The organism is Pseudoalteromonas sp. OANN1 (assembly GCF_024124685.1).
Lineage (GTDB): Bacteria > Pseudomonadota > Gammaproteobacteria > Enterobacterales > Alteromonadaceae > Pseudoalteromonas > Pseudoalteromonas piscicida.
Map to the genome: position 1 here is coordinate 66,951 of NZ_JAMXSE010000015.1, position 22,433 is coordinate 89,383.

The 22,433-nt window shown below is 43.9% G+C and carries 19 protein-coding genes; 8 read left to right on the forward strand and 11 right to left on the reverse strand.

Annotation, left to right across the window (positions count from 1 at the left end):
* Window positions 1–39: 39 nt before the first annotated feature.
* The 9 genes from purH to rsmD form a co-directional block, all read right to left on the reverse strand.
* The gene (gene purH / locus NH462_RS13460; RefSeq protein WP_253106036.1) at window positions 40–1,626 is read right to left on the reverse strand and encodes a bifunctional phosphoribosylaminoimidazolecarboxamide formyltransferase/IMP cyclohydrolase; all 1,587 of its coding nucleotides are present in this window, start codon (window positions 1,624–1,626) and stop codon (window positions 40–42) included.
* Window positions 1,627–1,837: 211 nt separating this feature from the next.
* Window positions 1,838–2,128, reverse strand: coding sequence for a DNA-binding transcriptional regulator Fis (gene fis / locus NH462_RS13465; protein WP_010374122.1), 291 nt, complete (start codon window positions 2,126–2,128; stop codon window positions 1,838–1,840).
* A 45-nt stretch (window positions 2,129–2,173) separates the two neighbouring features.
* The gene (gene dusB, locus NH462_RS13470; protein ID WP_045962649.1) at window positions 2,174–3,139 is read right to left on the reverse strand and encodes a tRNA dihydrouridine synthase DusB; all 966 of its coding nucleotides are present in this window, start codon (window positions 3,137–3,139) and stop codon (window positions 2,174–2,176) included.
* 303 nt (window positions 3,140–3,442) lie between these two features.
* Entirely contained in the window at window positions 3,443–4,315 is an 873-nt protein-coding gene (gene prmA, locus NH462_RS13475) for a 50S ribosomal protein L11 methyltransferase (RefSeq protein ID WP_253106038.1), read from the reverse strand.
* A gap of 74 nt (window positions 4,316–4,389) precedes the next feature.
* The gene (rpoD, locus tag NH462_RS13480; RefSeq protein WP_010374116.1) at window positions 4,390–6,240 is read right to left on the reverse strand and encodes an RNA polymerase sigma factor RpoD; all 1,851 of its coding nucleotides are present in this window, start codon (window positions 6,238–6,240) and stop codon (window positions 4,390–4,392) included.
* A 121-nt stretch (window positions 6,241–6,361) separates the two neighbouring features.
* Window positions 6,362–8,101, reverse strand: a complete 1,740-nt coding sequence (dnaG, locus tag NH462_RS13485; RefSeq protein ID WP_017218469.1) for a DNA primase — start codon at window positions 8,099–8,101, stop codon at window positions 6,362–6,364.
* Window positions 8,102–8,278: 177 nt separating this feature from the next.
* On the reverse strand, window positions 8,279–8,725 hold the full coding sequence (locus NH462_RS13490) for a GatB/YqeY domain-containing protein (RefSeq protein ID WP_010374111.1): 447 nt from the start codon (window positions 8,723–8,725) through the stop codon (window positions 8,279–8,281).
* Between the two features lie 20 nt (window positions 8,726–8,745).
* Entirely contained in the window at window positions 8,746–8,961 is a 216-nt protein-coding gene (rpsU, locus tag NH462_RS13495) for a 30S ribosomal protein S21 (RefSeq protein ID WP_010362466.1), read from the reverse strand.
* 186 nt (window positions 8,962–9,147) lie between these two features.
* On the reverse strand, window positions 9,148–9,732 hold the full coding sequence (gene rsmD, locus NH462_RS13500) for a 16S rRNA (guanine(966)-N(2))-methyltransferase RsmD (RefSeq protein WP_010374109.1): 585 nt from the start codon (window positions 9,730–9,732) through the stop codon (window positions 9,148–9,150).
* Window positions 9,733–9,994: 262 nt separating this feature from the next.
* On the opposite strand from rsmD, the gene ftsY reads away from it, so the two are divergent.
* From ftsY to NH462_RS13535, 7 genes are all read left to right on the forward strand, one after another.
* Window positions 9,995–12,178 carry a signal recognition particle-docking protein FtsY gene (ftsY, locus tag NH462_RS13505; protein ID WP_253106040.1) on the forward strand — a complete coding sequence of 728 codons (2,184 nt, stop codon included), beginning with the start codon at window positions 9,995–9,997 and terminating at the stop codon, window positions 12,176–12,178.
* Window positions 12,179–12,291: 113 nt separating this feature from the next.
* A complete protein-coding gene (ftsE, locus tag NH462_RS13510; protein WP_017218471.1) occupies window positions 12,292–12,969 on the forward strand; it encodes a cell division ATP-binding protein FtsE in 678 nt (225 codons plus the stop codon).
* Window positions 12,966–13,952, forward strand: a complete 987-nt coding sequence (ftsX, locus tag NH462_RS13515; RefSeq protein WP_010374104.1) for a permease-like cell division protein FtsX — start codon at window positions 12,966–12,968, stop codon at window positions 13,950–13,952. Before ftsE ends, ftsX begins: the two co-directional genes overlap by 4 nt.
* A gap of 298 nt (window positions 13,953–14,250) precedes the next feature.
* Window positions 14,251–15,108 (forward strand): RNA polymerase sigma factor RpoH, encoded by an 858-nt coding sequence (gene rpoH / locus NH462_RS13520; RefSeq protein ID WP_010374102.1) that lies wholly within the window; start codon window positions 14,251–14,253, stop codon window positions 15,106–15,108.
* 194 nt (window positions 15,109–15,302) lie between these two features.
* Window positions 15,303–16,016: a 1-acylglycerol-3-phosphate O-acyltransferase gene (locus NH462_RS13525; protein WP_010374100.1), complete on the forward strand. Its 714-nt coding sequence runs from the start codon at window positions 15,303–15,305 to the stop codon at window positions 16,014–16,016.
* Entirely contained in the window at window positions 16,016–16,351 is a 336-nt protein-coding gene (gene rraB, locus NH462_RS13530; protein ID WP_010374098.1) for a ribonuclease E inhibitor RraB, read from the forward strand. Before NH462_RS13525 ends, rraB begins: the two co-directional genes overlap by 1 nt.
* 225 nt (window positions 16,352–16,576) lie before the next feature.
* Window positions 16,577–17,851 carry an HD domain-containing phosphohydrolase gene (locus NH462_RS13535; RefSeq protein ID WP_026345593.1) on the forward strand — a complete coding sequence of 425 codons (1,275 nt, stop codon included), beginning with the start codon at window positions 16,577–16,579 and terminating at the stop codon, window positions 17,849–17,851.
* On the opposite strand, the gene NH462_RS13540 is transcribed toward NH462_RS13535, so the two are convergent.
* On the reverse strand, window positions 17,848–18,165 hold the full coding sequence (locus NH462_RS13540) for a hypothetical protein (RefSeq protein WP_010374094.1): 318 nt from the start codon (window positions 18,163–18,165) through the stop codon (window positions 17,848–17,850). The two genes, NH462_RS13535 and NH462_RS13540, sit on opposite strands and share 4 nt — an antisense overlap.
* Window positions 18,166–18,538: 373 nt before the next feature.
* Between NH462_RS13540 and NH462_RS13545 the strand changes: the two genes are divergently transcribed.
* Window positions 18,539–19,795 carry an outer membrane protein transport protein gene (locus tag NH462_RS13545; protein ID WP_253106043.1) on the forward strand — a complete coding sequence of 419 codons (1,257 nt, stop codon included), beginning with the start codon at window positions 18,539–18,541 and terminating at the stop codon, window positions 19,793–19,795.
* A 46-nt stretch (window positions 19,796–19,841) separates the two neighbouring features.
* Here NH462_RS13545 and mutS read toward each other — a convergent pair whose 3' ends face one another.
* The gene (gene mutS / locus NH462_RS13550) at window positions 19,842–22,433 is read right to left on the reverse strand and encodes a DNA mismatch repair protein MutS (RefSeq protein WP_253106045.1); all 2,592 of its coding nucleotides are present in this window, start codon (window positions 22,431–22,433) and stop codon (window positions 19,842–19,844) included.

The window sequence follows — 22,433 nt, forward strand, 5'->3', positions numbered from 1 at the left end:
ACAAAAAGCGCGAAACTCATAAGTTTCGCGCTTTATTGATTAATGGCGGAAGTGGCGCATGCCGGTAAACACCATTGCCATTCCTGCTTCATCAGCGGCGGCAATCACCTCTTCATCACGCATTGAACCACCCGGCTGGATAACTGCGGTAATACCCGCAGCTGCAGCTGCGTCAATGCCATCACGGAATGGGAAGAACGCATCAGATGCCATCACAGAACCTGGTACTTCTAGGTTTTCATCGGCGGCTTTGATCCCCGCGATTTTTGCAGAGTATACGCGGCTCATTTGGCCTGCGCCTACACCAATAGTCATCCCATCACGGGCGTAAACAATCGCGTTAGACTTAACAAATTTAGCGACTTTCCAGCAGAACAGTAGATCTTTTAGTTCTTGTTCTGTAGGTTGACGTTTCGAAACCACCTTAAGGTCGTCCAAACCAACCATACCTTGGTCACGATCTTGTACTAAGATACCGCCATTAACACGCTTAATATCAGTACCTGTGGTTTTGTTTGACCACTGGCCACATTCTAGTAAACGTACATTTTGCTTCGCAGCAACGATTTGTGCGGCTTCTTCTGATACGCTCGGTGCGATGATAACTTCAACAAACTGACGTGCTACGATGGCTTCCGCCGTGTCGCCGTCTAGCTCTCGGTTAAAGGCGATGATACCACCGAAGGCAGAAGTTGGGTCGGTCTTAAATGCGCGGTCATAGGCGGTAAGAATATTGTCATCAACAGCAACACCACAAGGGTTTGCGTGTTTTACGATAACACAAGCCGGCTTATCAAATTCTTTAACACACTCAAGTGCTGCATCGGTATCAGCGATATTGTTATAAGATAGCGCCTTACCTTGAAGTTGTTTAGCCGTCGCGACGGATGCTTCTTCAATGTTGTTTTCAACATAGAAAGCAGCGTCTTGATGCGAGTTTTCACCGTAGCGCATATCTTGCTTCTTAGTGAATTGCATATTGATAGTGCGAGGGAATTTGGTTTCCTCAGCCGCTTCTTCCGTATAATCCGGAACCATTTTACCGAAGTAGTTGGCAATCATGCCGTCATACTGTGCGGTATGCTCGTAGGCCGCAATAGCTAGGTCGAAACGTGTCTTGTATGTTGTAGAGCCAGAGTTCGCCTTCATTTCTTCAATAACACGGCTGTAGTCACTCGCATTTACAATAATGGTCACGTCTTTGTGGTTCTTAGCCGCAGCACGAACCATTGTTGGACCACCAATATCGATATTTTCTATTGCATCTTCTAGGCTACAGTCAGCTTTCGCAACAGTTTGTGCGAAGGGGTATAAGTTGACTACTACCATATCGATTGCTGAAATATTGTTTTCAGTCATGACGTCTTCGTCTTGACCGCGACGTCCTAAGATACCGCCGTGCACTTTTGGGTGAAGCGTTTTAACGCGACCATCCATGATTTCTGGGTGGCCAGTGTAATCAGATACTTCTGTTACTTTAATGCCGTTGTCTGCAAGTAGTTTGCAAGTACCGCCAGTTGATAAAATTTCTACGCCTTGAGCTGCAAGTGCTGTGGCGAATTCAACGATACCGGTTTTATCTGACACGCTTAGTAGGGCGCGACGAATTGGACGATGTATATCCATGATGGTTCAGGTTTCCTCAATGATTAGTTAAGGGCTAGCTTAGAAAGCCGGTATTTTAGCGCATTATTGTTAAGATGACGATGTTAAAAGGCGAGATAAACATGAGAAAAGTGCGATATGAAAAGGATAAATGTCCGCTAGCTGCTGAATTTTAAACAATAAAAAAGCACCCGAAGGTGCTTTTTTATCAACTAAATTTTACCAGCAGTGCTTAGTTCATGCCGTATTTTTTTAGCTTCTTGCGAAGTGTGCCACGGTTGATACCTAAAAGGATCGCTGCACGAGTCTGGTTACCACGAGTATAAGTCATAACCTCTTCTAGTAGAGGCGCTTCAAGCTCAGAAAGAACTAACTCATAAACGTCTTGTACGTCTTGACCATTAAGCTGCTTTAGGTAGTGATGTACAGCTTTTTTAACTGCATCGCGCAAAGGTTGCGGTTTCTCTTGTGACTGAACATGAGCGTTAGTAATAAATGGAGAAGTCACATTTTGTTCGAACATCGTTATGTCTCTTTCTTAGTTAGCCTGAAGGATGAATAAATTCATTCACCCTAATGTTTCAAAATAGTCTTCTAATGCCTCGATTTGCGCTTCTGGCGTCTCCAAGGCATTGAATACTCGCCTAAATTGACCTTCTTGGTCATGGGCCTGCAAATACCAAGATACATGCTTGCGTGCGATGCGCGCTCCCATTGGCTCACCATAGAATTGATGAAGGTTTACTAAGTGCTCCATCAATATTGCTCGAACCTCTGCTATTTCAGGTTCTGGCAAATGTTCACCGGTTCGCAAATAGTGGTCTATTTCTCGGAAAATCCAAGGACGACCTTGGGCGGCTCGACCAATCATAATGGCATCTGCGCCCGTGTATTCCAGCACCTGCTTCGCTTTTTCAGGAGACGTAATGTCACCGTTTGCTACCACAGGAATAGATACTGAACGTTTAATTTCTCTGATCGTGGCATATTCAGCTTCGCCTTTATACATACATGCTCTTGTACGGCCATGCACGGCTAGCGAAGCAATGCCTCGACGTTCAGCTATGCGAGCAATCTCAACACCGTTACGATTGTCTGTGTCCCATCCTGTACGGATTTTTAACGACACAGGTACGTCAACGGCAGCAACCACAGCGGTTACGATTTCGTCAACCAACTCTGGATATTGCAACAATGCTGAGCCTGCAAGCTTCTTGTTCACTTTCTTAGCGGGGCAGCCCATATTGATATCTATGATCTGCGCACCGTTTGCGACATTAAATTGTGCTGCTTGCGCCATCAACTCAGGATCTGCTCCTGCGATTTGTACCGAGCGAATGCCCGATTCACCGCTGTGATCCATGCGATTTTGCGACTTATCGGTTTTCCACACTTTTGGATTTGAAGACAACATTTCTGATACCGCAAGCCCAGCACCTAGACGTCGACACAGTTGTCGAAACGGTCTGTCGGTGATCCCAGCCATTGGTGCTACGATAAGATTGTTTTCAAGTTGGTATGGACCAATACGCACTACAGTTTAATCCGCCTTACCTCAAGGGGCGCTAAGTTTACGGTTTTTTTCGCAAAAATCAAAGGTTATAAATTGAACATAATTGCTTTTTTTTTGAACTTTATGGGTTGACATTTGATAACAACCTGAGAGCCCAGATAATTTGCACGAAATTTATGCAAAAACAATTTTAAAGGTACAATTTGAGCCGAAAATTTAAGCTGTGAAAAATGCGTAAAGCCTGTTAATTACAGGCTTTACCAGTTAAAACTTACTAACTTTCATTGACTCGCTGATACTTTTGTCAGCGTTACGTTAGCAGCCTTATTTTTTCACACCGCTGACGCGCGTCCATTCACCCTGTTGGGCAATGTTGTCTAGCTTTAAAAATGGTGCGTAAACATCCGCAACGGATTGCGCTTGCTCTTCTAAAATACCAGACATAGCGATGGCGCCTTTGTCGCCCAAGAAGCCGAGAATGATTTCGTGTAGCTCTCTCAGCGGCTGTGCAAGAATATTAGCAACAACGATATCAGCACTGAATTGCGGCTGGTTTTCAGGTAAATACACTTCTAGTTTATCTGCGACGCCATTACGCTCGGCATTATCGCGGCTTGCGATCAGCGCTTGTGGATCGATATCAATACCAATCACACGCTCAGCGCCTAATTTGATTGCTGCAATGCCTAAGATCCCAGAGCCACAGCCAAAATCAACGACCGTTTTGCCACTGAGGTCTTGTTGTTCTAGCCATTGCAGGCAAAGTGCGGTTGTCGCATGAGTACCAGTACCAAATGCAAGGCCTGGATCTAGTAACACATTGACGGCATTGGGATCTGGCACATCGCGCCAGCTTGGGCAAATCCATAATCTCTCGCCAAACTTAATTGGGTGGAAATTATCCATCCACTCGCGTTCCCAGTCTTTGTCTTCTAGCTGTTCAAGCTTGTAGTTTAACGGCTTGTCATATTGTGACTGGACAAAGTCAACGACTGCTTGCATATCATGGTTCGCTTCAAATAAACCGATCACCGTTGTCTCAGGCCATAAGATGACTTCGCCAGGTTTTGGTTCGTAAACGGGATTGTTTTTACTATCCATGAATGTGACAGACGGACAACCGACATCCATAAGCATATCGCTTAAAGTATCGGCATCGGCTTTATCTGAATAAATTCGGATTTGGATCCAAGCCATGTGTGTATACCTATTTAATCCAATTAATATAAAAAAGGCCGCTGAATAGCGGCCTTAATCTTATTTGCTACTTTTTAGCCCTTAACGTCTAAAAAGCTCTTTAATAGATCTGAGCGAGAAGGGTGGCGCAGCTTACGTAGCGCTTTAGCTTCAATCTGACGAATACGCTCACGTGTTACATCAAACTGTTTACCCACTTCCTCTAATGTGTGGTCTGTATTCATATCGATACCGAAACGCATACGTAGTACTTTAGCCTCACGAGCGGTAAGACCTGCCAGCACTTCGTTGGTCGCGCCACGAAGACTTTCCATCGTTGCTGAATCAATCGGCGACTCGATAGTAGTGTCTTCGATAAAGTCACCAAGATGTGAATCTTCATCATCACCAATAGGCGTCTCCATTGAGATCGGCTCTTTGGCGATTTTTAACACTTTGCGGATCTTGTCTTCAGGCATCATCATACGTTCTGCCAATTCTTCAGGACTTGGCTCACGGCCCATTTCCTGCAGCATTTGACGAGAAATACGATTCAGCTTGTTGATTGTTTCAATCATATGTACTGGAATACGGATAGTTCTTGCCTGATCCGCAATTGAGCGAGTAATCGCCTGACGGATCCACCAAGTTGCGTATGTTGAAAACTTATAACCACGACGGTATTCAAATTTATCAACCGCTTTCATCAGACCGATGTTACCTTCTTGGATCAGATCCAAGAACTGCAGACCACGGTTGGTATACTTTTTAGCGATTGAAATTACAAGACGTAAGTTCGCTTCAACCATTTCTTTCTTCGCACGGCGAGCTTTTGCTTCACCAATACTCATGCGACGGTTGATGTCTTTAATACGCTCAATGCTAAGACCTGTGCTATCTTCAAACGCTTTAAGCTTGTTAACACAACGCTCGATTTCAGGTTTTACTTCAGCAAGTTTTGCTGAGTGTTTTTCACCTGATGCAATTTCAGCATCGATCCATGCGGTATCGGTTTCATTGTTAGCAAAGTGCTTAACGAAAACCTTTTTCGGTACCTTAGCAATCTGAACTGCTTGTTTCATGATGATGCGTTCTTGAACACGCACTTTATCCATCATGTCGCGCATGTTGTTTACCATGCGGTCGAATTGCTTAGGAACTAACTTGAAAGTACGGAAGTGATCGCCGATTTCCTGAATTGCAGCTTTCGCATCTGGGTGCGAGCGACCTTTACTTTCAAAAATTTCTCGCGCTTTATTGTACAGCGTACGAAGTTGTTCAAAATGCTCACGAGCTTCTTCAGGATCTGGACCTGAATCGCCTTCTTCTGAGTCATCATCGTCATCATCTTCATCATCATCTTCGTCATCTAAGTCTTCATCACTTAGCTCAGAACCGATGTGTGTTGCTGAAATTGGCGCTTCGTCTTCCTCGATAGCATTAGGATCAAAGAAACCAGAAACAATGTCGCTTAGGCGCATTTCTTCTGCTTCGTACTTGTCCCATTGCTCTAGCAGGTAAGTAATAGCTTCAGGATATTCTGCAACAGAAATCTGTACTTGGTTGATCCCTTCTTCAATACGCTTAGCGATTTGGATTTCGCCTTCACGAGTTAGAAGTTCAACCGTACCCATTTCACGCATATACATACGAACAGGGTCAGTTGTGCGGCCAATTTCTTTTTCTACTGTTGCTAATGCCGCAGCCGCTGCTTCCGCAGCATCCTCATCTGTTGTTGTTTCTTGCATCATCAACTCATCAGCATCAGGCGCATTTTCAGAGACCTGAATACCCATGTCGTTGATCATGCTGATGATATCTTCTACCTGATCTGAGTCTATGATGTCTTGTGGAAGATGATCGTTAACTTCTGCAAAAGTTAAATAACCTTGCTCTTTACCTTTCTGAATCAGAAGTTTGAGTTGTGACTGAGGAGATTGATCCATAGAGAAATTTGCTTCCACTCTGAAAAGTTGATACAACAGGCGCCAGCTATTTAACAGCTAAATTTTGATGACGCAGTGAATAGAACATTATAGCACCGAAAATTGCTATTGACTAGAACTTCTACTGTTTAAGCGCTTGGGTAAGGAGTGCGCATTCTAGCCGCTCATCATTTGTTAGGCCTTCGGTTTTCTCCTTTATTAATAGGGTCTCTAGGCGATAATTTAAACACTGATCTTCAATAAATTGAAAAGTATTTTTAAATTCGTCTTCTAGCCTATCTTCAGCAACGCCATGTTGCCACACCGCAAGCTTTTTCAAGGCATCGAATTCAGCTTGGTCGCGATAATGTTCAAGTAACTGTGCTGTGTTTATTTGCGGGTTATCGTGACATAACATTTGTAAGCTCAGCAGCAGTTGAATACCAGGGATCGCCATTTCACCGAGTTCAGGCATATACTCAACCGTTTGCGCAAGCTGTGGATGTTGGAGCAGTAAGCCAATCGCTCGACGCATCGGCGTGACTTTAAATTGGCGCTCAATTTTATTTTGCTGTTTGTTACTTGCTAATTTAGCACTAAGCTGCTCACGAGTACGACCAATTAACCTGGCTAAGGTGGTTAACAAACTCTCTTGGTAGTAGTCACTGGGTATTTTGCTGATCAGTGGAATGGCATCGGTAAGCAGCTTGGATTTGCCTGCATCATTTGTAAGATCGCATTGCTCACGTAATTTGGTAAACAATACTTGCGTGTAATCGCTTGCTGTTTCCAGCCGTGCTTCAAAGGCATCTTTGCCTTCTTGCTGTACCAATGAGTCTGGATCTTCACCATCAGGTAAAAAGACAAACTGTAGAGACTTACCGTCTTTTAAGTTAGGTAAAGCATGGTCAAGTGCACGCCAAGCTGCATCGCGGCCAGCTCTATCACCGTCGTAGCAGCAGATCACTCTGTCGGTATTACGAAACAAAGTTTGCATGTGTTCAGCTGTGGTTGCAGTGCCTAATGCGGCAACGGCGTAATCAATGCCTTTTTCTGCTAAGGCAACGACGTCCATATAGCCTTCCACAATCAAGACTTTATCTAATTGCTTATGGGCCTGTTTAGCTTCATAAAAACCATAAAGCTCGAAACTTTTATGGAAAATGCGTGTTTCAGGCGAGTTTAGATATTTTGGGCCTTGATCTGCACCCATTATCCTTCCGCCAAATGCGATGACACGACCGCGTTTATCACGAATAGGGAACATCAAGCGATCGCGGAAGAAGTCAAATTGACGGCCAGCTGACTTTTCTGATGCTAATTTCAAATCGAGCAGCTGTTGTTTGTGCTCAGGCTTGCGGGCTATTTGATTACACAATGACTCCCACTCAGGTGGTGCATAACCAATCATAAACTTTTGGACAGTTTCGCCACTCAGTCCGCGCCCTTTTACGTAGTCAATTACTTGAGTGGCATTGCTATGGTGTTTTAACTGGTGCTGATAAAACTTAGCGGCTTGGAGCATTAAGTCATAGTCAGACTTTTTTTCTTCCATTGAACGCTGTGGCCCTTGCGGGGCATTTTCGCGTGGTACTTCTAAGTTTAATAGGGCGGCTAATTCTTCAATAGCATCGACAAACTCAAGCTTATCGTATTCCATTAAGAAGGATATCGCGTTGCCATTAGCACCACAGCCGAAGCAATGGTAAAACTGTTTATCACGTGACACGGTAAATGAAGGTGTTTTCTCATTGTGAAATGGACAGCAGGCTTGATAGTCTTTTCCTGCCTTTTTCAATCCCACACGACCGTCTATGAGCTCGACAATGTCCGCTCTTGCGAGCAAGTCATCAATAAACTGTCTAGGGATTTTGCCTTTCATTTATGTTCCGAAGTTGTACTAGTGAGTGAGCGCATTATATCAAGTAGCAACGAGAAAAAATCAACTTAATTCAAGTGAGATATTTTATCAGTACTGCATTGGTACACATGACGCCTAAAACGAAGAAACCGAGCACTAGGCTCGGTTCACTTATCAATCATACAATTGTATGTGGGCTTAAGCGGTAAGTCTTTGCTTAATTAAACCAGAGACTTTACCCATATCAGCGCGACCTTCAGCTTCTGCTTTAATCGCACCCATTACTTTGCCCATGTCTTGCATGCCTGACGCACCAGTTTGTGCAATCACGGCATCAATTAGCTCGACAATTTCATCTTCGCTAAGTGGCTTAGGAAGGAATGTCTCAAGTACGCTAATTTCGTTAGCTTCGATATCAGCTAAGTCTTCACGCCCTGCATCTTTATACTGGGTATAAGAATCGCGACGCTGCTTAACCAACTTAACTAAAACCGCAGTAATGCCTGCGTCGTCTAGTGTAGTTTGGTTGTCGATTTCTCGCTGTTTAATTTCAGCAAGTACCGCACGAATCGCGCCAAGACGAAGTTTCTCTTTGGCTTTCATCGCTTCTTTTTGCGCGTCTTTTAGCGTAACTAATAAGCTCATTGATACAAGACCAATACTGATTAGTATAATTTAACGCGACGTGCGTTTTCGCGAGAAAGCTTCTTCATGTGACGCTTAACCGCTGCAGCTTTTTTGCGCTTACGCTCAGCAGTTGGCTTCTCGTAGTGCTCGCGACGACGAACTTCAGAAAGGATACCTGCTTTTTCACATGAACGTTTGAAACGACGTAGTGCAACGTCAAACGGCTCGTTTTCTCTTACTTTAATTACTGGCATTAAAAATTCACCTACCTAATTAATGAGCTTAGCTCTATCTGGCTAAAAACTAGCCAATTGGTTCAAAAATGGTGCGGTATTGTAATCTGAAGCAAGACCGCATGTAAAGCCTAAATTATAGCTAAAAACACCAGCCCTGTCATGTCATACGCTAACGGCTGTTTTTTCATTCTTTATGAGGGAATTTCAGCGTTGATAAAGGCGGCAGATCACTTGTCCTGCATGCTTTTCTTTAATCACTTGCCAATTTTCTGGTGTGTCAGGTTGTGCCTCTTGTTCAAATTCAACATAGATGAGTGCGTCTTCGCTGAGCCAAGATTGTGACTCAAGTAAGTCACAACAAGGAGTCACAAGCCCTTTGCGAAAGGGTGGGTCAATAAAAACCAAGTCATATTGTTGTTGCTTAAGGTTATTTGCCAGCATGGTTAACGCGTCGGTATTAATGATTTCAACGTTATCCAGTTTGAGTAAAGTTGCATTATTGCTAAGCTGCGTCGCCGCGGTTTTATCCAGTTCGATAAAGGTTCCGCTTGCTGCAAAGCGTGAAATCGCCTCAAATCCTAGACTGCCAGCACCGGCAAAGCAATCGAGTACTTTTGCGTCTCTTACGTCCTGCATGAGCCAATTAAAAACGGTTTCTTTCATTCTATCTGTTGTTGGTCTTAATCCCACAACATCATGAACTGGTAACTTGCGACCTTTATGCTTACCACTGATCAGGCGGATGAAACCAGACTGTTTGGTATTTGACTTAGGCTTAGATTTTCTCATAGCGACGTAATTTGCTTCTTTATTAAAGGTTCTTGGTGTCAGGATTTTTCATCCTTACGGAACATGGTACACTTGCACGCAATTTTGTCTAAGCACTAAGGTTGCCATCCTCGGCTTGCCTTTCGAGCCCAAAATTAAGTGTGATATCAATCCAAGTAAAAGCAATAAGCTGATGCGGATTGGCGTTTTCGAGTATGGTAGCAAGATCATCAACATTTTGCTTTGGGTTTATGCAATTTATCTAACACGGTCATAAGTGAATATGGGAAAGAAAAACAAATTTTTATCTTGGTTGGGCTTTGGTAAATCCGATAAAGAGCAACAAGAAGCTGAACACCAAGAACAGTTAGCAAAAGAACAAGCTGAGCGTGAGGAAGCGGCACGCCAAGAACAGTTAGCGAAAGAGCAAGCTGAGCGTGAAGAGGCAGAACGTCAGGCACAATTAGCAAAAGAACAAGCTGAGCGTGAGGAAGCAGCACGCCAAGAACAGTTAGCGAAAGAGCAAGCTGAGCGTGAAGAGGCAGAACGTCAGGAACAATTAGCAAAAGAACAAGCTGAGCGTGAGGAAGCAGCACGCCAAGAACAGTTAGCCAAAGAGCAAGCTGAGCGTGAAGAAGCAGAACGTCAGGCGCAATTAGCGAAAGAACAAGCTGAGCGTGAGGAAGCAGCACGCCAAGAACAGTTAGCCAAAGAGCAAGCTGAGCATGAAGAAGCAGAACGCCAGGCACAGTTATCAAAAGAGCAAGCCGAGCGTGAAGAAGCGGAACGTCAGGCACAATTAGCAAAAGAGCAAGCTGAGCGTGAGGAAGCAGAACGTCAGGCACAATTAGCGAAAGAACAAGCCGAGCGTGAAGAAGCGGAACGTCAGGCACAATTAGCGAAAGAACAAGCCGAGCGTGAAGAAGCGGAACGTCAGGCACAATTAGCGAAAGAACAAGCCGAGCGTGAAGAGGCTGAGCGTCAGGCACAATTAGCTCAAGAACAAGCCGAGCGTGAAGAGGCAGAACGTCAGGCGCAATTAGCGAAAGAACAAGCTGAGCGTGAGGAAGCAGAACGTCAGGCACAATTAGCAAAAGAGAAAGCCGAGCGTGAAGAAGCAGAACGTCAGGCTCAATTAGCAAAAGAGCAAGCTGAGCGTGAGGAAGCAGAACGTCAGGCGCAATTAGCGAAAGAACAAGCTGAGCGTGAGGAAGCAGAACGTCAAGCAAAATTAGCTCAAGAACAAGCCGAGCGTGAAGAGGCAGAACGTCAGGCACAATTAGCGAAAGAACAAGCTGAGCGTGAAGAAGCGGAACGTCAGGCTCAATTAGCAAAAGAGCAAGCCGAGCGTGAAGAAGCAGAACGTCAGGCACAATTAGCAAAAGAGCAAGTCGAGCGTGAAGAAGCAGAACGTCAGGCGCAATTAGCGAAAGAACAAGCTGAGCGTGAAGAAGCCGAACGTCAGGCACAGTTAGCTAAAGAACAAGCTGAACGTGAAGAAGCAGAACGTCAGGCTCAATTAGCTCAAGAACAAGAAAAGCCGAAAAAAGAAGGTTTCTTCTCCCGCCTTAAAAAAGGCTTGTTGAAAACCAAGGCCAATATCGGCTCAGGCTTTGCTTCGGTATTCAAAGGCAAAAAAATCGATGATGAGCTGTTCGAAGATCTAGAAACGCAATTGCTAACGGCTGATATTGGTGTTGAAACCACAATGAAGCTGATAGATAACCTGACTGATGCTGCTGATAGAAAGCAGTTAAAAGACGGTGAAGCTTTATATGACCTAATGAAAAAAGAAATGTCAGAGATCTTAAAAACGGCAGAGCAACCGCTTGAGATCCCTGCCGACAAGAAACCTTTCGTTATCTTAATGGTCGGCGTAAATGGCGTTGGTAAAACGACGACAATCGGTAAGCTTGCCAAACAGTTTCAAAGCGAAGGTAAATCCGTCATGTTGGCGGCTGGCGATACTTTCCGCGCGGCTGCGGTAGAGCAGTTGCAGGTATGGGGTGAAAGAAATAGTATCCCTGTTGTTGCCCAGCACACAGGTGCTGATTCTGCGTCGGTGGTATTTGATGCCTTCCAAGCCGCTAAAGCGAGAAATATCGATGTATTAATAGCGGATACAGCGGGTCGATTACAAAATAAAGATAACCTAATGCAAGAGCTTGAGAAGATTGCTCGAGTAATGAAAAAGTTAGACCCAGACGCGCCACATGAAGTGATGTTGACGATTGATGCCGGAACTGGTCAGAATGCGATTAGTCAGGTAAAACTGTTTAATCAAGCAGTTGGCTTAACTGGTATCACGTTAACTAAGCTTGATGGTACAGCCAAAGGTGGGGTTATCTTTGCTGTGGCGGATCAGTTTAAGGTGCCAATTCGATATATAGGTGTAGGTGAAGGCATTGATGACTTACGCACCTTTAAGAGTGATGATTTTATCGAGGCATTGTTCAGTCAAGAATAAATAGAGACATCAGTTGCAATAAAGCGGGCAAATTTGCCCGCTTTATTCGATTGCCGAATTGCTACAATGCCACGGACTGAGTGTCATGGTTAAAATAAGTATAAGAGGCCAACATGATTAAATTTGAGCAAGTGAGCAAAACTTATCCTGGTGGGCACAAAGCGCTGGAAAAAGTGAGCTTTGAACTTGCAAATGGAGAACTCGCATTTTTAACCGGCCACAGTGGCGCTGGTAAAAGTACATTATTAAAGTTGGTTAGCGTGATGGAAAGGCCATCAGCAGGCCGTGTCTACATTAATGGTGTCGATCTCAATACGGTATCTAACCGGCAGGTTCCTTTTGTTCGCCGAGATATTGGGATTATTTTTCAAAACCACCGCCTACTCGAACGTTACAGCGTATTTGATAACGTCGCACTACCTTTAGTTATTGAAGGTACTCACCATAAACAGATCACCAAAAGAGTACATGCCGCTCTGGACAAGGTGGGTTTGCTTGATAAAGCAAAGTGCCATCCGAGTGTGTTATCTGGAGGTGAACAGCAACGTGTTGGCATAGCAAGAGCGATTGTTAACTCACCGCCTTTGCTGCTTGCAGACGAACCTACGGGAAACTTAGACCCAGAACTATCGATGGAAATTCTGAACCTATTTGAAGAATTTAATCGCCGTGGTACATCCGTTCTTATCGCGACTCATGATTTGGGGTTAATAGCACGCATGAAATACCGTAGCTTCACGCTTAATCAAGGACGCATGCTACAAGATCCGCTAGCGGAGGACACGTTATGAGTTTGCTGTTTAAAGGACGAGGAAATCAGGCTGAACAGAGTAAAAAGTCGGTATTTCATCATTTTTACTTTTTTTGTTTGATGATTATTCGTCAAGGTGTACAGAGTCTTGGGGAAATGTGGCGTACGCCAATGGCCTCTTTAATGACTATTCTAGTTTTGGGACTCAGCCTGACATTGCCCGCGACGCTTTATGTGGTAGTGAAAAATGTACAGCAGGTAAGTAGCGGGTTTAAAGAGGCATCTGAAATATCATTGTTCGTTAAAGATGAAATGACAGAAGCACAGACACAAACCTTGGTGAAGCGGCTTGCACTCTATCCAGAAATAGAAAAAGTAGTACTGATAAGTAAAAGCCAAGCTTTGGATGAATTTAAGTCTATGTCTGGCTTTGGTCAGGCGCTTAACTATTTAGAAGAAAACCCGCTGCCTAATGTTGTGCTGGTAACGCCTGTTAGTCGTTTTAGAAAACCACAAGCTGCAACAGAGCTTCTCACTAAACTTGAAAAAGAGCGCGAGGTCGAGTTTGGTAAGCTGGATATTGAATGGCTAGAGCGCCTAAATGCACTACTGGGGTTACTAAAAGAAAGTGTGATCACCGTGGGGTTTCTATTGCTTAGCGCCGTTATCTTGATTATTGGAAATACCATACGCTTATCCATCATGGACAAGAAAGAAGAAATCCAAGTGCTAAAACTGGTGGGGGCGACCAATACCTTTATTCAGGCTCCGTTTCTTTGGACTGGTGTATGGTATGGCATAGTAGGTGGTTTGGTTGCCTTTATCTGTGTAGCTCTTATGTTGTGGTGGCTGGAGTCAGCCGTATCTACGGTTGTTGGGGTATATCAAAGCAACTTTGTGCTTCAGGGAATGGCAGGGAATGAACTTTTAGTGCTACTTGGCACTGCGATTACCTTAGGGTTTGTAGGCTCTTTTCTTTCTGTACACCGTTATATCAAAGAGATTGAACCTGAAAAGGTATGATTTAACGCTACAAACACCAATCGACTGCTAAAGTGTAGCAGTCGATTGCCAATTACTATCAGATTTTAGCACTCAAACAATCAGAACTAATTAAATTTAGCACTGTCATAAAAAAATAATATCGTAAAAAGAAGCCTAGTTAATTCAATATTTTCAATATTATTCAGTAGGTTACATTTTATTTTTGAAGTTCTTCTAAAAAGGTTGATTTTAAAAATCAGATAAAGTAGATTGCATTTAGCACTCTAGATGTTAGAGTGCTAAATATACACGAAACGGTTTATCACTGAGGTGAAACATGACTAAAGATTTATACGCATTAGCACTAACTGGGCAGCAAAGCGCAAGTGTTGAAGGTTACCTTCAATCTGTAAGCACAATACCTATGCTTGGCGCTGAGGAAGAGAAAAAACTTGCGACACGTCTTCAGGAAGAAGGGGATCTTAACGCGGCTAAGCAACTCATTATGTCTCATTTGAGATTCGTTGCTCACATCGCAAAAAGTTATTCGGGCTATGGCCTACCTCAGGCTGACTTGATCCAAGAAGGTAATATTGGATTGATGAAAGCAGTTAAGCGTTTTGACCCAAGCGTGGGTGTGCGTCTTGTTTCTTTTGCGGTACATTGGATTAAAGCAGAAATCCATGAATATGTATTAAAGAATTGGCGTATTGTTAAAGTTGCGACGACAAAAGCGCAGCGTAAATTATTCTTCAATCTGCGCAAAAATAAAAAGCGTTTAGGTTGGTTTAACCAAGACGAAGTGACAACGGTTGCAAACGAGCTTGGTGTAAGTGAGAAAGAAGTTCGCGAGATGGAATCTCGTATGGCAGGCCAAGATATGGGCTTTGACCTATCTGCTGATGATGACGAAAGCCAAGCGGGTAACTTCTCTCCAGTACAGTATTTAACAGACACTAGTAGTGACCTTGCCGAAGAAGTTGAGCAAGAGCAGTGGCAAGAGCAGTCACATAACCGCCTATTTGCAGCACTGAAAACGCTTGATGAGCGTTCTCAAGATATCGTAAGTGCACGTTGGCTTGCTGACGAAAAGGCAACGCTACAAGATTTAGCTGAGAAATACAGCGTGTCGGCTGAGCGTGTACGCCAGCTAGAAAAGTCAGCAATGAAAAAGCTGCAAAACGCAATGAGCTAAATTTTGCAAAAATGATAAATCGTGTGTCAAATGCCGCTACTCAGCGGCATTTTTATTTTCTATAAACAGATCAGCACCTTAACTCTCATACCTAGAGACTCATCTGGCAATCTCAAAACTATCATCATTTTGAGCTTACAAGTGTTCGCTTATTTTACTATAATGCGCGAGATTTTAATTCTGGAGTGGTTAAATTGATTGCCATTATACGAATTCTCTTATTAGCAGTGTTTATCATTGTTAGTGGTATTTGCGGATTGTTATTGTGTATTGTGCGCCCTTTTCATGCTAACAATGTGCACACGATAGCCAAATGGTATGGCTATATGTCAAAGTTGATAGGCGTTGAGTTGGTTATTACACAGCATGAAAATGCCAAGCATGTTGTCCCCGCGATGTATGTTGCAAATCACCAAAATAATTATGATCTCTTTACGCTGCCGGCCGTGGTGCCAAAAAACACCGTCAGCATGGGGAAAAAAAGCTTAAAGTGGATCCCGTTCTTTGGGCAAATGTATTGGCTATCTGGCAACATTTTGATTGATAGAGCTAATCGTTCTAAAGCCTTAGGTACACTGACCAAATCAGCAAAAAAAATCACCGAGTCAAAACTATCGGTTTGGATGTTCCCTGAAGGAACCAGAAGCTATGGCCGCGGTTTGTTACCATTTAAAACCGGGGCATTTCACACTGCGATGAGTGCCAATGTGCCTATCATTCCAGTATGTATGAGTTCAACGCATGAGCAGATAAAGCTCAATCGTTGGAATAATGGTAAGGTCTATATCGACATACTAGAGCCAGAATATTTAGACCCAGAAGTGCCAGCAAGGGATCACGCTGCTCAGATCCATGCTAAAATGGCTCAAAGAATAGCTGAACTAGATGCAAAAGCGAGATTAAAATAATGGAAAACTGGCGTGAGATAAGTGAAGACATTGTTTCTTCATTGCTAGAAGACGGCTCAAACCCTGAAACGCTTTATGAAGTAGAACATCACTTTGTAAGTGAGGATTTTGACAAGCTGGAAGCAGCAGCATTAGCGGCATTTAAATTGGGCTATGATGTTGAAGAGCCTGCAGAGCTTGAGCTCGAAGACGGCGGCAAAATTTGGGGCTTTGATGTTGTTGTAGAAGCCGAACTGGATACCGACGTTATCATGGAAGACGTAGACAAGTTAGAAAAGGTTGCATTAGACGCTGGCGTTGAATACGACGGCTGGGGAACTTATTTCCAAGAATAGCAATCGTATAAAACCCAGCATGTATACGGTGTTGGGTTTCCCCTCCTGCAACACTTCATAAATACCTCAAATTAAACCCCTTAATTAAGTAAACTGGTATAACAAGCGTTTCTGAGCGGTTGTAATTTCACCATACCTTTGTGTGAATTTAATCTGAATAGATGGTGTTTCACCTCATTCAATGGTATTAATATTCATTGGCTAACTACGTAGTGTAAGCGATTCATGCAGATTGTCCTTCCCATTGAAGATCTTAGACCAGGAATGTTTGTGGATAATGTTCACAAGCATAAGTCTGACGCGGGCATTAAGATCAAATCTCGGGGAATGGTCAGAGATGAAGCCATCATTCAAAAGCTGATTGATAAAGGGGTACTGGAGCTCACCATAGACTTTACGCAGAGTGATATTCCTGTACCACAGAAATATCAGCCGTCAGCAGAACCGGTCACTGAAGCGCCACAAGCCCCTGAAGAACCTGTCGCCAAAAATGGCATGGATGGTAGCCTTTCCACCGCTCGCAGCAAGCCAAAACCCAAAACCAAAACGGTGAGTAAAGAACAAACTTTGCAGCAAGAATTTGCGGTTGCGATGCAAAAGTTTGAAAAAAATAACCGTCAGATCCAAAGCCTCTATGGAGATGTTACATCGGGTTTGAAGGTCGATATGAGCCTCATCAATGAGGTAAGTAAAGACATCGTAGATTCGGTACTTCGTAATTCAAATGCGATGGCGATTTTAACTCGGATCAAAGACAAAGATGCCTACAATTGGCGTCATATGACCAATTGCGCAATTCTGATCACCGTATTTGCCAAGCATCTCGGTTTGCAACATCACATTATTGAACAGTTAGCCATGGGGGCGATGTTACATGACATTGGTCACGCTAAGTTACCGCAGGGGCTGATCAATAAGCCGGGTAATTTTACCGATCTTGAGTATCGTGCGGTCAAAAAACATGTGGCACAGTCGTTGGGGTTGAGTAAAGGTGAGTCTGGGATCACGCCTATTATGCTGGACATGATCATCAACCATCATGAACGCTTAGATGGTACAGGTTATCCCAGAGGGATTAAAGACGACGCACTCAGCACCGCGGCTAGAATGATGGCGATTGTGGATGTATACGACGCCATAACCTCAGATCAGCACCACAAAGAGGCTGATGAGCCTATTAATGCATTACGCTTTTTGCTGTCGAGTAAAAAGCAATTTGATCCTATTTTAGTGCAGCGTTTTATTAAGTGTATGGGGGTTCACCCCGTAGGGACTATTGTTAAACTGACCAACGAGCGATTAGGATTGGTACTCGAAGGCAATAAGCACGCACCAACCGCGCCTCTTGTACGTGTGTTTTACAATACCAAACATCTCCACCATGTTACGGCAAAAGATTTGGATTTAAGTGAGTCAGACATCAAAGTGATCGCAAGTGTTAGGCCGCTTGATTATCAAATTAACCTCTCACGACTGCTAAGAGATCAATTATTGATTTAAGGTTTGGATTGCGCGACTGGAAAGAAAGCGTTTTTACAGCGTCTTTTGAGATTTTGCCATCTAGCAGAGAGCATTGCGCCAGTCATACAGCTCGCCATCATTAGTATCCACAGTAATGTTCCCTTTTCAGAATGTAACGCCGCACAGCTTAGCAGCAGTGATAGCAACGCTGCGACAATAGCTCCTAGCCAGTACTGACTGACCGGGTTATCACACTCTCCCGCGTGACGACAGGCACAGTAGTTTGCTTTACACAGGCAATATACGCTGAGACCGCAAAATACCAATGCGCAAACGATTAATGCTATCGACATGTTGTTCTCCTTGGCACGATTAGCACACAGAATGACTCATACTCAGATTGAAGAGTGTATATAAGGGATGAAGGCACGTCAATGATATTGGTAATTATTATCATTTGATAATTCATCTCATCCGATGAGTTTATAAAGTGCGTAATTTGTTCGTTATATGTTCACTTAATCAACGAAAAGTCGCAAAAAAGGAGATTTCTACTCCACTTTTAGGTAGGGTGTCATGAATTTATTATTCTGCCAATTTGGTGGGTGTGTGGCATAGCTGGATATTGGCTAGGTGAGCAAGGTCAAAGTGAGGCTACGCAGTGTTACTCGAATTGGTTTTTTTAACCATTACTCAGGAAATGGTTAGTTCACAGGGGATTAGAGTATGAACAAAGTATTATTAGGTCTTATCGCATCAGGTGCGATTTTATCGTCATCACAAGCACTAGCTGCCGCCTTCCAACTTGCGGAACAAAACGTATCTGGCCTTGGTCGTGCTTATGCGGGTGAAGCATCTGCAGCCGACGATGCGTCAGTGGTTGCACGTAACCCAGCATTGATGGGTAAGCTATCAGGCACGCAATTATCAGTAGCAGCTATGTATGTTCAACCGGACGTAAGCCTGACGGGAACAGGTACTAGCAATGGTATCCCTGCAGCAGCGTTAAATGACAACAGCATCGCGCCAAGTGCTATTATTCCTGCTATTTATGCAACACACAAATATAATGACCAATGGTCGATTGGTGCAGGTATCTATTCACAGTTTGGCCTATCTACAGAATTCGATAAGGATTATGTTGCTGGCCAAATCGCGGGTGAAACTGAAATTAAGACCGTTAACTTAGGTATTTCTGCTGCTTACCAAATTGATGAGCAATGGAGCGTAGCGTTTGGTATTAATGAAGTTTATGCTGATGCTAAAATCGTCCGTAACCTTGGCGCGACAACGACAGGTTTGCCAGCAAGTACTCAAGCGGTACATTTAGAAGGTGACGATTATGGCTTTGGTTGGAACCTAGGCGTTGCTTATCAAATTGATGAAAACAACCTAATCGGCTTCCATTACCGTAGTGAAACAGATATCACATTTGATGGCCACTTTAGCAACGACTTACCAGCAGCGATTGGCGGCTTGAATGGCGCGTCACTACCAGGTTCAGTAGATGTAACGTTACCTGCGATTGCTGAGATCTCAGGTTCTCATAAACTAAACCAAGAAACCTCACTACACTACAGCGTACTTTGGACCGGCTGGAATAGTTTTGATGAACTTGAAGCTGTAGTTGGTAACGCAGGTTCAGTATTCACTAAAGAAGAGAATTTCTCTAATTCATTACGTTTTGCAGTTGGCGCTGACTATCAGCTTAGTAATGCGGTGAAACTACGTGCAGGTATGGCGTATGATGAGTCACCAGCGGATGAAAACCATCTATCTATCTCAATTCCTGATACAGACCGTACTTGGTACTCATTTGGTGCGGAGTATACACTTGCTAACCAAGCAACTGTAGATTTTGGGATCAGTGTTTTAAGAGGTAAAACACAAACTTTCACTGAAGCTGACAGATTCAGTGAGTGGGGCTATCGCTCTAAAGGCCATGCGATGATCTTTGGTCTTCAGTATAACCACAAGTTCTAATTGTGAGAGAACATTAAAAAAGCGGCATTTAGCCGCTTTTTACTTTCTATAGCATAGACTTAAGTTGATATAGCAAAGCATGAGCTTGCTTTGGTGTCATATCATCGGGATCCATATCAGCAAGTAGCGCTTCAACCTCAGAAGGCCCATTAGCAAGCATTAAGCTCTGCTGTACAGGCGCTGTAACATGAACAGGCTTATCGCCAACGACGCTCTGATGTTGCTCTAACAAAGCGAGTTTCTGTTTCGCCAACTTAATCACCGCTTTTGGCACGCCGGCAAGACTTGCTACCTGTAAACCAAAACTCTTACTTGCAGCTCCTTCCATTACTGTGTGTTTGAAGGCAATGGTATCGTTATGTTCAACGGCATCCAAATGCACATTAACAAGGCCTGCTTGTTGCTCAGCCAATTCGGTTAACTCAAAATAATGAGTAGCAAACAGTGTTTTTGCTGCAATTTTGCTGGCGAGATAATCCGCTGTCGCATAAGCGAGTGATAAACCGTCATAGGTGCTAGTACCACGACCAATTTCGTCCATTAGCACCAATGATTGGGCGGTTGCATTGTTTAAAATGGTTGCAGTTTCGGTCATTTCAACCATAAAGGTTGAGCGCCCAGAGGCAAGGTCATCACTGGCGCCAATGCGAGTAAAAATACGATCGACAATTCCGATGGTAGCTGCGCTTGCTGGTACATAGCTGCCGATATGCGCCATCAACACAATTAACGCGGTTTGACGCATATAGGTCGATTTACCACCCATATTTGGCCCAGTGATAATGAGCATTTTACGTTCATCGTTGAGTTTTACCGGGTTGGCAATGAATGGTTCTTTACTTACTTGTTCTACGACTGGATGGCGACCATCCACTAAATCAATTTCAGTGCCGTCGGTAAGCGTGGGCTTGCAATAGTCTAGTGTTTGAGCACGTTCAGCTAAAGTGTTTAGTACGTCCAAATCCGCAAGCGCTGCTGCCATGACTTGCAATTGTTCAATATAAGGAGCGATGAGTTCAAAGAGCTCTTCATACAGGCGTTTTTCAAGTGCTAGTGCTTTCGATTGGCTTCCAAGCACTTTGTCTTCATGCTCTTTTAGCTCAGGAATAATATAGCGTTCGTTATTTTTCAGTGTTTGTCTGCGAATGTATTCCGCAGGCACTAAGTGCGAATTGGCGCGGCTGATCTCAATATAAAATCCGTGAACGCGGTTATAGCCAATTTTTAATGTCGAGATCCCCGTGCGTTCGCGCTCTCTTTCTTCAAGTTTTTCTAAAACATCCGTGGCACCTGCGCTTAATGCGCGTAGCTCGTCAAGCTCTGCATTGTAGCCCTGTGCTATTACTCCACCATCACGAATGAGAACAGGGGGATTGTCGATAACCGCTCGTTCTAACAAATCTTGTAACTTAGGTAATGCCGGTGAGTGGCTAATGATAGACTGAAGTCTCGCATCCGTCGCATCTTGTAAAATACCATGCAATGGCGGTAACGCTTGTAATGCACTTCTTAAACGCGTTAGATCACGCGGACGAGCGGTAAACAACGCTAACCGTGCTACAACTCGTTCAATATCGCCAATGTGTTTTAGTGCATCGTAAACTTCCATGCATAGTTGTTGTTCGATTAGGCTCGCAATCGCATTGAGTCGAGCATTGAGTTCTTTGCGTTCGCGCACGGGCGTATGAATGCGGCGTTTTAGTAAGCGCGAACCCATGGCCGTTGAAGACTTATCTAAAATCTGCGCTAAGGTGTTTTCAACACCGCCAGAGAGGTTCAGTGTCAGCTCTAAGTTTTTGCGCGTCGCGGCATCTAAGATAACTGCGTGCTCATTCTTTTCGAGCGTGATCGCACGAATATGAGGTAATGCAGTGCGTTGCGTGTCTTTCACGTATTGCATGACACAACCCGCAGCGATTAAACCCATATTGGCATTGTCGACACCAAAACCGACTAAATCGCGGGTTGCAAACTGCTGACAAAGTAAATGCTTTGCTGTGTCTAAATCGAACTCCCAATCCGGACGGCGACGACTGCCTTTAATACTTTCTAGCACTAAAAGGTTTTGAAATGATTCTGGATATAACAATTCTGCGGGCTGCAAGCGCTGTAGCGTAGAGTTAAGTGCTTCGTCAGTCTGTAGTTCTACGATATTAAATCGGCCCGAGTTAATATCAAGATAGGCAACGCCATAACCTAAGTTTTTTGGATGTTGGTAGACCGCCGCAAGTAAATTATCTTGGCGTTCTTGCAATAGTGCTTCGTCGGTGACGGTACCTGGAGTAACAATACGCACAACTTTACGTTCTACAGGACCTTTACTGGTCGCAGGGTCGCCAACTTGCTCACAAATAGCAACAGATTCACCCAGTTGTACCAAGCGAGCTAAGTAGTTTTCAACTGCATGATAGGGAACACCCGCCATTGGGATCGGATTGCCACCGGCTTTGCCCCGATAGGTTTGAGAAATATCGAGAAGCTGCGCCGCTCTGATGGCATCGTCAAAGAAGAGTTCATAAAAGTCGCCCATGCGATAGAACAGCAAGATTTCTTGATGCTGAGCTTTAATTCGCAGGTATTGCTGCATCATTGGGGTTTGTTGGTTTATAGTGTGTTCTGAATATAGATCTGACGACAT